The organism is Streptomyces hygroscopicus subsp. hygroscopicus (assembly GCF_001553455.1).
GTDB classification, from domain to species: domain Bacteria; phylum Actinomycetota; class Actinomycetes; order Streptomycetales; family Streptomycetaceae; genus Streptomyces; species Streptomyces hygroscopicus.
The window spans coordinates 1-13,080 of record NZ_BBOX01000163.1 but is presented as its reverse complement, the minus strand read 5'-3'; the positions used below and the strand labels follow the sequence as shown (position 1 = coordinate 13,080).

Below are 13,080 nucleotides of genomic sequence, written 5' to 3'. Positions count from 1 at the left end.
GCCCGCCGTGACGACCGCACCCACGCCTGTCTGGTGGTCTCCACCGCCCGGTACGAACGCGTGGACTTCCGGGCCCGGATGCGCACGGCGGAGCAGTTGCGCACCCCCGAGCCCAATCCGTGGGAAGTGGCGTGGCTGGTGTGGGCGTACACCGACCCGGAGCACTTCTACTACGTGGTGCTCAAGCCCAACGGCTGGGAACTGGGGAAACGGGACCCGGCCTATCGGGGCGGGCAGCGGTTCCTGGCCACCGGCACCCGCCCCTTCCCGGTCGGTGACTGGTCGGACGTACGGGTCCGGCAGCGCGGTCCGCGCATGACGGTGTCGGTGGACGACCGTCAGGTGGTGGGCTTCACCGACCGGGAACGCCCCTACACCGCGGGCAGTGTGGGCGCCTACACCGAGGACGCCCGCGCGGAGTTCCGGGACATCACGGTTGACGCGGAGCCGTCCGGCTCCTCCTGATCCGCCGGGCCGGCCAGGTCCTCCAGACCCGCCGGCAGCGGCCCGGTGTGCACCACGCCCAGCCGCTGGGTGGCCCGGGTGAGCGCCACGTAGAGGTCGCTGGTGCCGAACTCCGCGGGCTCGGCCACGATCACCGTGTCGAACTCCAGCCCCTTGGCCTGGCGGGGGCCGAGCAGGACCACCGGGCTGGTCAGGTCCGGTGAGCGGCCGGTGGACGCGTCCGGCAGGGCGGCCGACAGCGCGTCATGCCGGTCCACCGGGGCGATCACCGCGATCCGGCCCTCGGAGCGGGTCTCCCGCGCCACGGCCGCGGCCACCGCGCCGGGCAGGTCGCCGGTGCGCTCCGCCCAGGGCCGCACCCCCGTGGCGCGGACCGAGCGCGGCGGCCGGAAGGCGGGGTCGGCGGTGCGCGCCACCCGCGCCGCGACCTCCATGATCTCGGTCGGGGTGCGGTAGTTGACGCCGAGCCGGGTGTGTTCCCAGCGGTCGCCGACGTACGGCTCCAGGATCGCCGACCAGGAGCCGCAGCCGCCCGGTTCGGCGGTCTGCGCGGGGTCGCCGACCAGGGTCATCGAACGGGTCGGGCTGCGCCGCATCAGCAGCCGCCACGCCATCGCGGACAGCTCCTGGGCCTCGTCCACGATGATGTGGCCGAAGGCCCAGGTGCGGTCGGCGGCGGCCCGTTCGGCGGCGCTGCGGTGGTCGCGCTCCTCCGCGCGGTCCGCCAGCCGTTCGGCGTCGATCAGGTCGTGGGCGGCCAGTACCTCGGAGTCCTCGTCGTCGCGGTCCTCGAACTCCTGGGTGCGGGACCCGTAGGAGAGGTCGAGCACACCCTGCGCGTAGTCGATGCGCTCCTGGCGTTCGGCCTCCGCACGGGCGCGGGCCGCCGAGTCGTCGTGGCCGAGGAGTTCGGCGGCCTCGTCCAGCAGCGGGATGTCGGCGGGGGTCCATTCGCCGTCTGTGCGGCGGATCGCGGCGGCGTCCGCTTCGGGGAGGTGGACGGGGTCGGTGAGGAAGTCGGCGACGAGCCGCTCCGGGGTGAGGGAGGGCCACAGCTCCTCGATGGCCGAGTGCACCGCGGGGCTGACCGCGATCGCCTTGCCGAGCTGGGCGACGTCGTCCGCGCCGAGGAGATTGGGCCCGCCGTAGGGGTCCGCGCCGATCCGGTCGACGAGCTGCCGGGTGAGGGCGTCGATGACCTGGAACGCGAAGTGCGGACGGGCGAGGTTGTGGGGCAGTCCGGTCTCCCGGGCCCGGTGGCGCGCGTCGGACGCGATGTCCTGGTCCAGCACCAGCTCACCGTCGTCGTGCTCGATCACGATCGCGGGGTCGGGCAGCGACTGCCGGTCCCGTACGAAGCGGGCCAGCACATCCGCCATCTCCGCGCGGCCCTTGACCTCGGCGGCCTCGGGGGTGTCGGTTCCGGTGGCCGTCACTCCGGGGAAGAGTTCGCCGGGCGTGGCGAGGAGTACGCCGGTCTCGCCCAGCGAGGGCAGCACCTCCCCGATGTAGCCGAGGAACGCCGGGTTGGGTCCGACGATCAGCACCGCGCGGCGGGCCAGCGACTCGCGGTGCGCGTAGAGCAGATACGCGGCGCGATGCAGCGCCACCACGGTCTTGCCGGTGCCGGGGCCGCCCTCGACGACGTGGACCCCGTGGTGCGGGGCGCGGATGATCCGGTCCTGTTCGGCCTGGATGGTCTGCACGATGTCGTGCATCCGGCCGGTGCGCGCGGCATCGAGCGCGGCGAGCAGTACCGCGTCCGCGTCGGACCCCTCGTGCCCGGTCCGTATGGTGTCCGAGAGGTCCAGGATCTCGTCGTGCAACCCGGTGACCCTGGCGCCCTCGGTGGTGATGTGGCGCCTGCGGCGCAGCCCCATGGGGGTGTGCCCGGTGGCGAGGTAGAAGGGGCGCGCCACATCGGCCCGCCAGTCAATGACCAGCGGGGTGCGGTCCGCGTCGTCGCGGCGGATGCCGATGCGGCCGATGTGGTGGTCGCGGCCGTCGCGGAACACCAGCCGGCCGAAGCACAGCCCCCGCTCCCCCGCCTCGAACGCGGCGAGCAGCCCGGACCGCTCGGCCACCAGCACATCGCGCTCCAGCCGGGCCTGGAAGGTGGTGCCCTCCAGGGACAGTGCTTCGGTCACCGCGTCCTCGGCCCGCGCTCTGAGCTCGGCGAGGCGCCCGTTGAGCAGATCAAGGAATTCTTGCTCACGGTCCCATTCCTCATTTGACAATTCGACTCCCGCCGGGATACGATGACTTCATCAGGTTTCCGCATGCCGCAAAACATGAGCACACGGAAATCCTCAATATACGCGGAGAAACACCCCGGCCGTCAAGGCAGCCGGGGTGTTTCTCTCTTTTTGTGCTCGCTCACCCCTCCCGGATGACGGCCCCTCATCCCTCCTTCAGGACACGTATGACGTGTTTGCCGCGGACACCGCCGGATTCCAGCGCGCGGTGGGCCGCCGCGATCCCGGAGAGCGGGTGGACGGTGTCGATGACCGGCCGGACGGCCCCCCGCTCCACATATCCGGCCAGGTCGGCGAAGAGCCGGTGCAGGGGGTTTCCGGTGAAGAACCGGATACGCCGTGAGCCGTGCACGCCGGAGACGAGGACGGCGCCCAGCGAGGACAGCGGGCGGTCGGCGTCGAAGGCGATGGACACCATGCGCCCACCGGGCGACAGCAGTCGGCGGTAGGCGCCGAGTCCGGTGCCCACCGTGTCCAGTACGGCGTCGAAGGGCCCCAGGGCGGCCGGGCCGGTGGTCCGGTAGTCATGGGCCTCATCGGCGCCGAGCTCCCGGACGAGGTCGAGGGCGGCCGCTCCGGCGAGCGCGGTGACATGGGCGCCGAGCGCATGTCCGAGCTGGACGGCGACGCTGCCGACACCGCCGGCCGCGCCACGCACCAGCAACCGCTCGCCGCCCCTCAGCCCGATCTTGTCGCGCAGCGCGGTGATGGCCGTGGTGCCGACGCCGGGCAGGGCCGCGGCCCGGACCAGGTCGAGGGCCTTCGGGGCGAAGGAGAGCTGACGGGGCCGGACGGCCACGTACTCGGCGGCCGCCCCGAACGTCAGGTGCGGCATCGTGCCCCACACCCGGTCGCCCACCGCGAGATGGCGCACGGAGGAGCCCACCTCGGCGATCTCCCCGGCGATGTCGACGCCGATGCCCTTCGGGAACTTCCTTCCGGTCACCAGCTTCAGCTTGCCCACCCGGCCCGAGAGCTCGCCGCCGTTCACACTCGTGGCGTGCACTCTGACCAGAACCTCGCCCGGACCGGCCACCGGCTTCGGCAGGGTGCCCTCGTACAGCACCTCGGGAGGTCCGTACCGGTCGTACCGCGCCGCGCGCATCTCGCTCATCGCCCTCATCTTCCCTTTCGCACATCGGGGTGGCCGCCACGCTAATGCGAGCGAAGAGGGAAACCGCCCGGTCGGCATAAGGTGAGAAACATGCCTGCTCACGTCTCTCATATAGCGCCCGCCACCGGTGTTCGGGACACCGGAAGTCCGGGGTTGCGGTCCGACGCGGCGTCCAACCGCCGGCGCGTCCTCGAGGCGGCACGGGCGCTGTTCGTCTCGCGTGGGCTCGATGTGCCGATGGCCACCATCGCCCGTCATGCCGGGGTCGGGGTGGCCACGCTCTACCGGCGCTTCCCCACCCGGGAGGCGCTGGTCACGGAGGTGTTCTCGGACGAGTTCACCGCCTGTGCGGCGGTCGTCGACGACGCCCTGGCCGACGACGACCCGTGGCGGGCCTTTCGCCGGATCATCGAGACGGTGTGTGCTTCGCAGACGCAGGACCGGGAGTTCAACGACGCCTTGCTGTCATCGTTCCCCGACTCGGCCGGCTTCGAGTGGGGGCTGCCGCGCATCGAAGAGGGCTTCGCCGAGGTGGTCCGGCGCGCCAAGGCCGCGGGGCGGCTGCGCGAGGACTTCGACGTGTCCGACCTGAGCCTGGTCTTCCTGGCCAACCGAGGTGTCATCGGCGACGCCGCGACCGCACCGGCCGCGTCCCGGCGGCTGGTCGCCCACCTCCTGCGGTCCTTCGAGACGGGGCGGGCCGAACCGGCCCGCCCCCTCCCACCACCCGCCCCGCTGGGGCTGGGCCGGTTGCCCCGGACACCCGGGGAATGAGCTACCGGGCGGTGGCGAAGTCCTGCGTCCAGTAGTTGCCGGGCTGCGCCAGGCCGACGCCGATCTCCTTGAAGTCGCAGTTCAGGATGTTGGCCTTGTGGCCGGAGCTGTTCATCCAGCCCGCCATGACGCTCTTGGGCGAGTCATAGCCGTACGCCACGTTCTCGCCGTAGGCGCGCCAGGAGTAGCCCGCCCGCTCGATCCGGTCGCCCGGGGAGGACCCGTCGGAGCCGGTGTGCGACATCTTGCCGTGCGCCGCCATGTCCTCGCTGTGCTTCTGGGCGGCCTCGGCCAGCTTCTCGTTCACGGTCAGCGGCCGGCAACCGGCCTTCGCGCGCTCGCTGTTGACCAGATCCACCACCTGCTGCCGGGCGGTGGCCGCCGTGGCAGCGGCGGAGGGGGCGCCCGCGGGGGCCGCGGACTGCGCCATCGCGGCCGAGGGAATGCCCACGGCGGCCGCGGCGAGCGCGGCGATGGCTATCGTGCGGTGGTGCGGCGTGCTGCCGCGATGCTTGCTCATACGTGACCTCACACTCGGTTGAGGCCCGTCATTCTTGGAGCGGTCGGCCACGCGGGGCAACACGTGTTCGTAGGACAGACTTTCGCAGCGGGTGACGGCGCTTGCGATCAGCGGCGGGACGTGCTCAGCCGGCTCCGGGGAGGGCCCGGTCGGCCCGACGCGCCATCAGAGAACCCGGCAACCAGGCGAGTGGACGAAGGGGCCGGAGCGCAGCGGCTCCCTGGCACCCCGAAGCGTTCATATCCGACAGAGCGGAAAAGAATCCTATGTCGCCCGGCCGGTATGCGGCCCTACGCCCGATTCGCTCCGGGCGGCCGGTGTGAGAGATGTCATGACGTGGCGGAGCGGCCGACGGCGGTGGCCGACGGCCGGGTGACCCGCGACCGGGTGGTGGCCTGTGACCGCGTGACCCGTGACCGCGTGACCCGTGACCGGGTGGCCGGACTCGCCGGCGGGCGGGCGTCGGCGGAGCAGCCGCCGGACGCGTCGCCGCCGACCGGCCCGCCACCGCGTCCGGCCGCCGCCGCACCACCGCCGGCCCGGCCGCGCTACGACATCCGCCGAGCGGCCACGGACCAGCCATGCGCGAGGAGGTCGAAGGCGGCCTCGACGGCCCGCCGGGAGTCGCTCCGGCCCCGTGCGAAGCCGACCGTTTCCAGCGCGAAGCGGGCGAGCGCCGCACACGCGGGGTCGCCCTCCGGGGCGCCGGCGTCCTCGGCGATGACGGCGGCGAGCGCGGCTTCGTGGCGCATCCACATGCGGCGGCCGTACTCCCGCAGCGCCGGGGTGCTCTCCGTCAGCTCGATGAACCGCGCCAGCCCGGGGTCGTCGTCGCCGTCGGCGTGCAGCCGCAGCATGTGGTCGCGCAGGGCGTCGGGGACGGAAACCCCCTCGGGCCGGTCGCGCACGGCGGCTATGAGGGCGGCCTCCTGGTCGGTGTCCTGGTCGAAGACCAGGGCCTCCTTGCTGGGGAAGTGCTTGAAGACCGTGGTGGTGGAGACATCGGCGGCCTCCGCGATGTCCCGGACGCTGACCTGGTCGTAGCCACGGTCGAGAAACAGTCTCAGGGCCGCGTCCGCCAGCGCCTGGCGGGTGGCGGCCTTCTTGCGCTCACGGCGCCCCATCGTCTCGCTCACGGGACCAGCCTACCCTGCGGGTGCACCGGCTAGAAAAGTTGTGTCGTTGCACTTTTTTATTGGATGTGCTCTTCTGTTCGGGACCCCACCCGAGGACGCCGCGCCGAGCGCGCCGAGAAGAAAGCGATCAGCCATGTCCGTATCCGACGCACCGCGGAACGGCGGTTCCGCCCCGCCGGAGACCGCCCCGAAAAACGTCCGTCTGGCCCTGCTCGGGGTGCTGCTGGCGATGCTCTTGTCGATGCTCGACTCCACGATCGTCGGCACCTCGATGCCGACGATCGTGGGCGACCTCGGCGGTCTGGAGCACATCTCCTGGGTGGTGACCGCCTACACCCTGGCCACCGCCGCGTCCACCCCCGTCTGGGGCAAGTTCGGCGATCTGTACGGCCGCAAGCACATGTACCTGATCGCCGTCGTCGTCTTCGTGCTCGGCTCGGCGCTGTCCGGCGCGGCCCACTCGATGACCCAGCTGATCGTCTTCCGGGCCCTGCAGGGACTGGGCGCCGGCGGGATCGGGGCCGGCGCCTTCGCCCTGATCGCCTCGCTGGTGCCGCCCCGGGAGCGGGGCCGCTACCAGGGCATGACCGCCTCCGTCATGGCCATCGGCACGGTCGGCGGCCCGTTGCTCGGCGGCTTCATCACCGGCCATCTGGGCTGGCGCTGGGCCTTCTTCATCAATCTGCCGCTCGGCGTGCTCACCCTGGTCTGGTGCCAGCTGATGCTGCGGCTGCCCGCCACCCGCGCCAGGGCCCGGATCGACTGGCCGGGCATCACGCTGATGACGGCCACCGTCTGCTCCCTGACCCTGGCCGCCACCTGGGCCGGTTCCACCTACCCGTGGACCTCCTGGCGGATCCTGGGGCTGTTCGCGCTCGCCGCGGCGGGCGTGGCCGCCTTCGTCGCCCGGCAGCGGCGCGCGGCCGAACCGCTGATGCCGCTGCGTATCTTCACCGGACACCGCAACTTCCCGCTGGCGTCCTCGCTGATCCTGGTGGGCGGGGTGGTCATGTTCGGCTGCTCGCTGTATCTGCCGCTGTACCAGCAGACCGTCCAGGGCGTCTCCGCCTCCCGCTCCGGTCTGCTGCTGCTCCCCCTGATGATCCCCGTGGTGATCATGTCCCAGGTCGGCGGCAAGGTCATGTCCGCCACCGGCCGGTACAAGATCTTCCCGATCCTCGGCACCGCCTGCATGGCCGTCGGGCTGTCCCTGCTGGCCACCATGGACACCTCGACCTCCCGCACGGCCACCGGGTGCTTCATGGCCCTGGTGGGCACCGGCATGGGCTGCCAGATGCAGATGGTCACCACCATCGCGCAGAACAGTGTGGAGATGCGCGACATGGGTGCCGCCTCCGCGACGGTCAACCTCTTCCGCACCATCGGCGGCTCCCTGGGCGTCGCGGTCTTCGGGTCGCTGTTCACCGGCGCCCTCCAGGGCCACGCGCCCGCCGGAGCGGACGCGGGCCAGGTCCGGCCCGACCCCGCGGCGCTGGCCCGGCTGCCCCAGGCCGCCCGGGACGGCTACCTCCACGCGGCCGCCACCGGCACCCAGCGGATCTTCCTGACCGCGGCCGTGGTGTGCGCCGTGGCCTTCGTCGCCGCGCTGTGCGTCCAGGAGGTCCCGCTGCGCGGCAGGCCCGGCCCGGCGGCCCAGCCGCAGAAGGCCGAGGGGGCCACCAGCCCGGCCGCCCCGTAAGCCGCGGACATCCGGCCGAGCCGATGGCCCCGCCGGGGCCCGCCGCCCGTCGCCGACGTCCCCGGGCAGCGCGGCTAGCTAGAGCGTCTGACGCCGCACCAGTTCGCGCAGCTTGCCGCCGGGCAGGGCCATCAGCTCGGCCGGGGCGCCCTGCTCCACGATCCGGCCGTCCTCCATCACCAGGACGCGGTCGGCGTCCATGACGGTCGACAGCCGGTGCGCGATCACCAGCCGGCTGGCGTTGAGGCGGCGGGTGCTGTCGATGACGACGCGCTGGGTCTCGTTGTCCAGGGCGCTGGTGGCCTCGTCGAAGAAGAGGATGCGCGGACGGCGGATCAGCGCCTGGGCGATCATCAGCCGCTGCCGCTGACCGCCGGAGATGGCGCCGCTGCCGGAGATCATGGTCTGGAGCCCCATGGGCATCTGGCGGATGTCCTCGGCCAGACCCGCCAGTTCGGCGGCCTCCATGGCCTCCTCGGGCGTGTACGGCTCGGCGCCGCGGATGCAGTCCAGCACCGTACCGCCCAGGGGCTGGGCGTTCTGGAGGACCACCCCGCACTGGCGGCGCACGGCCGCCTGGTCGAGGGCGGCGAGGTCCTGGCCGTCGTAGAGCACACTGCCGGACACCGGCCGCTCGAAGCCGATGAGCAGCCGCAGCAGGGTCGACTTGCCGCAGCCGCTCGGGCCGACGACGGCCACGAACTCGCCCGGCCGGACCTCCAGGGAGACGTCGTCGAGCACCAGCGGCCCGTCGTCGCCGTAACGGAAGGTGAGGTTCCTGGCCCGGAGGTCCCCGGAGAGCACCCCGGGCTGGGCGCTGCCGCCACGTACCTCCGGCGGCTCCTCCAGGATCGGCTTGACCTGCTCGAACAGGGGCAGGACGGCGGCCACCGAGACCAGGGCGCCGGTGAGCTGGGTCAGGGAGGTGAGCAGCATGGTCACCGAGGTGTTGAACGTCAGGAAGGCGCCCGCCGACATGCTGCCCCGCGCCGGACCGGCCAGCAGCATGAACACGATGAGCGAGACCAGCGGGAGGTAGACCGCGTCCAGCACCTGGGTGAGGTTCTTGATGCGCCCGGTGCGCTGATGCAGATCGCGGGAGTGGGCGAAACCGCGGGCCCACGCCGCGTAGGCGAAGTTCTCGGCCGCGGCGACCCGCAGCTTGGGCAGCCCGCGCAGGGTCTGGAACGCCTGGTTGTTGAGCTTGTTCTCGCTCTCCACCAGCCGCCGCTGCCAGCGCACCTGCCACAGCCCCATGCCGAGGAAGACCCCGCAGACCACCAGCAGCATGGCGATCACCGCGAGCGCCAGGGAGGCGCTGTAGTACAGCAGCAGGGCGAGGTTCATCGCGCCCACGGTGGCGGCCTGCAGAACGGTGGGGGCGATCCCGGACAGCACCCGGCGCATGGTGCTGATGCCCATGGCCGCGCTGGCCAGCTCCCCGGTGGAACGCTGGGCGAAGAACGTGGTGGGCAGCCGCAGCAGCCGGTCCCACACCGCGGGCTGGAGGGTGGACTCCAGCCGCCCCTCCAGCCGCAGCAGGGTCAGGTTCTGCAGCAGCGCGAAGGCGGCCGCGACGACACTGGCGACGATCAGGGCCAGGGAGATCTGGACGATGGGGCTCTTCTCGGCGCGGGGCACGAATCCGCCCAGCACCTGGCCGGTGGCGAGGGGCACCAGCGCGCCCAGTGCCACCGTCACCAGCCCGCCGATCAGCAGGTTGCGGAGGTCCGGGGCGGCGCCGCGGGCGCTGAAGCGCATCAGCCGCCACACCGTCATCGGCCGGTCGGGCAGCGGGCGGTAGAACATCACGGCCCGCGGCTCGAACTGCTCCGCGTTGTCCCGGCCGACGCGGAGCCGCAGGCCGGAGGCGGGGTTGACCGCCTCGTACCGGCCGCGCCGCCACAGCAGCGCCACCGGGGCCCCGGACTTGGCGCGGTAGCCCACCAGCGGTCCGGCGTCCTCCCGCCACCAGCGGCCCTCCAGCCGGACGGCGCGGGTACGGATCCGGGCGTGGGCGGCGACGCGCTCCACCGGATCGGTGCGGTCGTCGGCGACGTGTCCCCTCGGCGGCTCGGGCAGGGTGATCCCGGCGGCCTCCGCCACGCGGCGGCACACCGCGTGCACGGCGTCGTCGGTGTCCTCCCGCGACGGCCGCCGCTCGCGGCGCGGCCCCCCGATGGAGGCGATCAGCGCCTGGTCGGCGCGGGTACGCACGGCCTCACCTGCGCGGATGCCGGCCGCCGTGCGGTCGGCGTGGGCCCGCTCCATGGTCTCGATCCAGCGGTCCACGGCGGTGCCGAGGCGGTACTGCTGGTTGACCATCCGCTGCCACAGTGCGCCGTCGATCAGCAGGTCCCCGGCGGCCTGGGCGCTGTACTCGGCCCCGTAGCGCACACTGCCGGGCGGCACCGGCAGCCAGAGCAGGTCCTCGTCGGCCGCCTCCGCGTCGGGCGCCGCCCCGCCGTCCAGCGGGGCCTGGAAGAGCACACCGAGGCTGCGGCTCACCCCGAGCGCCACGGCGTGCTCCAGCGGTGTGGGCGGGGTGTCCTGGAACCCGCCCCCGTAAGGGGCGTACGGATCGCCGGCCGGGGCCGCGCCGTACGGGTCGTACGCCTCCGGGCGGTAGAGCTCGCGCAGCGGGATACGGCGCACCAGGCAGTCCTGGGAGGGGCGGCCCAGCAGGGTGTGCCGCGGCCCCTCGACCGGGCCCGGGAGCGCCGCGCCCGCCTCCAGACGGCCGAGGTGGTGCCACTGCCCCTCCGCGGCGGCGTCGACCGCGAACAGGTCCAGGGCACCGCCGGTGACGAGCCAGAGCACCTGCGGGCCCTCCAGCGGGAGGCTGCGCAGCCCGGCGCCCTCCACGGGCGTGCCGAGGGCGCCCAGCGCCCGGACCACCGCGTCGTCGCCGTCCGCGGCCACGGCCGCGGCCGGGTGAACGGACGCCATGTCAGTGCTCCTTCATCAGCTCGGCGTACGGGCCCCCGGCGGCGGCGAGGTCCTCATGCCGTCCGCGTTCGACGACCGTGCCGCGGTTCAGGACGAGGATCTCGTCGCTGTCCCGCACGGTGCTGAGCCGGTGGGCGATCACCACGCAGGCACAGCCGCGGCGGCGCAGGTTGTCCATGACGATCTGCTCGGTCCGCGCGTCCAGGGCGCTGGTGACCTCGTCCAGCACCAGCACGCTGGGGCGGCGCACCAGGGCGCGGGCGATCTCCAGCCGCTGCCGCTGGCCTCCGGAGAAGTTGCGGCCGTCCTGCTCCACCCGGCAGTGGATGCCCTCCGGACGCCGCGCGATCACCTCGTCGTAGAGCGCGGCGTCCCGCAGCGCCTCCACCACGGCGTCGTCCGGGATCGACGGGTCCCACAGCGCCACGTTGTCCCGGACCGTCCCCTCGAACAGGAAGACGTCCTGGTCGACGAAGGAGACGGAGGCGGCCAGCGCCCCGCGGGGGATGTCCTCCAGGCGCTGTCCGTCGATGCGGATGACCCCCTCCCAGGGGGTGTAGAGACCGGAGACGAGCCGGGAGACGGTGGACTTGCCGCTGCCGGAGGCGCCCACCAGCGCTACCTGCCGACCGGGGCCGACGGACAGCGAGAAGTCGCGCAGCAGCGGTGCGTCCAGCGGGTTGTAGCCGAAGGTGATGTGTTCCAGCGTCACCTGACCGGTCAGCCTGCGGGTGTCCGCCCGCGGCTCGTCGCGGGTGTAGAGGGAGTCCACCGGGAAGTTCTCCACGTCCTTGAGCCGGGCCACGTCGGCGGAGAAGTCCTGGACTCGGCCGGCCACTCCGTTGAGCCGGGTGATGGGCGCGGTGAAGCGGGTCACCAGCGCCTGGAAGGCCACCAGCAGACCGATCGAGATATGGCCGTCGACGGCCCGCAGCCCGCCGATCCACAGGATCAGGGCGCTGTTGAGCGTGGCGAGGGTGGGGGCGACCACGGCCAGCACGGCGCTCGGCACGCCGAGGCGCTGCTGCTCGTCCAGGGTGATGGCGTGCTGTCCGGCCCAGCGTCGGAAGTAGCCGGTCTCACCGCCGGTGGCCTTGACCGTCTCGATGAGCTGGAGGCCGGTGTACGAGGTGGTGGTCAGCCGCGCGGTGTCGGCCCGCAGTTTCTGGGTCCTGGTGGCGCGCAGCCGCACCACCACCCGTATCGCCACCACGTTGAGCAGCGCGAGGCCGACGCCGACGAGGGTGAGCTGGGGGTCGTAGGTCCACAGCAGAACGGCGTACAGGACCACGACGACGCCGTCGACGGCCGCCGCGGCCAGGTCGCGGGCGAGCGTCTCGGCGACGGTGTCGTTGGAGCGCAGCCGCTGGACCAGGTCCGCCGGGCTGCGCTGGGCGAAGAAGGTGACGGGCAGCCGCAGCAGGTGGCGCAGGAACCGCGCGCTGCTGAGCGTGGAGGAGATGATGCGTCCGCGCAGCAGGTTGGCCTGCTGGACACCGGTCAGCACGGCGGTCAGCACCATGGCCACGGCCATGGAGGTGAACAGCGGGGCCAGCGTGGAGTCCTGGCCGCCGATCAGGAAACCGTCGATGAAGGTGCGGCTGAGCGCCGGCACCGCGGCCCCCACCGCCACCAGCAGCAGGCTGGCCAGCAGCGAGGCCAGCAAGGTGGCGGCGGTGCCGCGCAGGCGCGGGGGCAGGGCGCCGAGCACCCCGGGGCGGCGTCCGCCCCGTTCGAAGGACTCCTCGGGCTCGAAGACCAGGACCACACCGGTGAAGCTGGTGTCGAACTCCTCGACGGGGACGAAACGGCGTCCCTTGTCGGGGTCGTTGATGTGGACCCCGCGCTTGCCGAACCGCCGTCCCATGCCGTCGTAGACGACGTAGTGGTTGAACTCCCAGAACAGGATCGCCGGGGCCGGCACCTCGGCGAGGGCCTCGGGCTCCATCTGCATGCCCTTGGCGCGCAGACCGTAAGCCCGGGCGGCCTTGAGCAGATTGCTGGCGCGCGAGCCGTCCCGGGAGACGCCGCAGGCGATCCGCAGCTCCTCCAGCGGCACATGGCGTCCGTAGTGTCCGAGCACCATGGCGAGCGAGGCCGCGCCGCACTCCAGCGCCTCCATCTGGAGCACGGTGGGGGTGCGCACGCGGCGGCGCCCGGTCCTGCCC

9 protein-coding genes are annotated in these 13,080 nt (G+C 72.8%); 3 read left to right on the top strand and 6 right to left on the bottom strand.

The genetic code is table 11. The features are described 5' to 3' along the window. Nucleotides 1–465, top strand: a 465-nt coding sequence (locus tag AXW62_RS18395) for a 3-keto-alpha-glucoside-1,2-lyase-like domain-containing protein (RefSeq protein ID WP_060945488.1), incomplete at its 5' end; no start/stop codon positions are given. On the opposite strand, the gene AXW62_RS18390 is transcribed toward AXW62_RS18395, so the two are convergent. Together AXW62_RS18390 and AXW62_RS18385 are read right to left on the bottom strand one after the other, a co-directional pair. Continuing rightward, nucleotides 396–2,702, bottom strand: coding sequence for a HelD family protein (locus AXW62_RS18390; protein ID WP_060945487.1), 2,307 nt, complete (start codon nucleotides 2,700–2,702; stop codon nucleotides 396–398). The genes AXW62_RS18395 and AXW62_RS18390 overlap by 70 nt on opposite strands. 163 nt (nucleotides 2,703–2,865) lie before the next feature. Then, the gene (locus tag AXW62_RS18385; protein ID WP_060945486.1) at nucleotides 2,866–3,834 is read right to left on the bottom strand and encodes an NAD(P)-dependent alcohol dehydrogenase; all 969 of its coding nucleotides are present in this window, start codon (nucleotides 3,832–3,834) and stop codon (nucleotides 2,866–2,868) included. Nucleotides 3,835–3,924: 90 nt separating this feature from the next. Between AXW62_RS18385 and AXW62_RS18380 the strand changes: the two genes are divergently transcribed. Beyond that, complete coding sequence (locus AXW62_RS18380) at nucleotides 3,925–4,608, top strand: TetR/AcrR family transcriptional regulator (RefSeq protein WP_060945485.1); 684 nt, start codon at nucleotides 3,925–3,927, stop codon at nucleotides 4,606–4,608. A gap of 1 nt (nucleotide 4,609) precedes the next feature. Here the strand turns inward: AXW62_RS18380 and AXW62_RS18375 are convergent, their stop codons facing one another. Both AXW62_RS18375 and AXW62_RS18370 read right to left on the bottom strand, forming a co-directional pair. After that, the gene (locus tag AXW62_RS18375; RefSeq protein ID WP_060945484.1) at nucleotides 4,610–5,128 is read right to left on the bottom strand and encodes a CAP domain-containing protein; all 519 of its coding nucleotides are present in this window, start codon (nucleotides 5,126–5,128) and stop codon (nucleotides 4,610–4,612) included. A gap of 548 nt (nucleotides 5,129–5,676) precedes the next feature. Further along, nucleotides 5,677–6,252 carry a TetR/AcrR family transcriptional regulator gene (locus AXW62_RS18370; protein ID WP_060945483.1) on the bottom strand — a complete coding sequence of 192 codons (576 nt, stop codon included), beginning with the start codon at nucleotides 6,250–6,252 and terminating at the stop codon, nucleotides 5,677–5,679. A gap of 145 nt (nucleotides 6,253–6,397) precedes the next feature. Between AXW62_RS18370 and AXW62_RS18365 the strand changes: the two genes are divergently transcribed. Next, entirely contained in the window at nucleotides 6,398–7,963 is a 1,566-nt protein-coding gene (locus AXW62_RS18365; protein ID WP_060945482.1) for an MDR family MFS transporter, read from the top strand. A 78-nt stretch (nucleotides 7,964–8,041) separates the two neighbouring features. Here the strand turns inward: AXW62_RS18365 and AXW62_RS18360 are convergent, their stop codons facing one another. Next, nucleotides 8,042–10,912 carry an NHLP bacteriocin export ABC transporter permease/ATPase subunit gene (locus tag AXW62_RS18360; RefSeq protein ID WP_060945481.1) on the bottom strand — a complete coding sequence of 957 codons (2,871 nt, stop codon included), beginning with the start codon at nucleotides 10,910–10,912 and terminating at the stop codon, nucleotides 8,042–8,044. A gap of 1 nt (nucleotide 10,913) precedes the next feature. Next, nucleotides 10,914–13,058 (bottom strand): NHLP family bacteriocin export ABC transporter peptidase/permease/ATPase subunit, encoded by a 2,145-nt coding sequence (locus AXW62_RS18355; RefSeq protein WP_338916862.1) that lies wholly within the window; start codon nucleotides 13,056–13,058, stop codon nucleotides 10,914–10,916. Between the last annotated feature and the right edge of the window lie 22 nt (nucleotides 13,059–13,080).

Bases quoted from the DNA above. Each gene is read 5' to 3' on its own strand.
- AXW62_RS18370 (WP_060945483.1), bottom strand. From the start codon at position 6,252: ATGGGGCGCCGTGAGCGCAAGAAGGCCGCCACCCGCCAGGCGCTGGCG.
- AXW62_RS18375 (WP_060945484.1), bottom strand. From the start codon at position 5,128: ATGAGCAAGCATCGCGGCAGCACGCCGCACCACCGCACGATAGCCATC.
- AXW62_RS18380 (WP_060945485.1), top strand. From the start codon at position 3,925: ATGCCTGCTCACGTCTCTCATATAGCGCCCGCCACCGGTGTTCGGGAC.
- AXW62_RS18360 (WP_060945481.1), bottom strand. From the start codon at position 10,912: ATGGCGTCCGTTCACCCGGCCGCGGCCGTGGCCGCGGACGGCGACGAC.
- AXW62_RS18385 (WP_060945486.1), bottom strand. From the start codon at position 3,834: ATGAGCGAGATGCGCGCGGCGCGGTACGACCGGTACGGACCTCCCGAG.
- AXW62_RS18365 (WP_060945482.1), top strand. From the start codon at position 6,398: ATGTCCGTATCCGACGCACCGCGGAACGGCGGTTCCGCCCCGCCGGAG.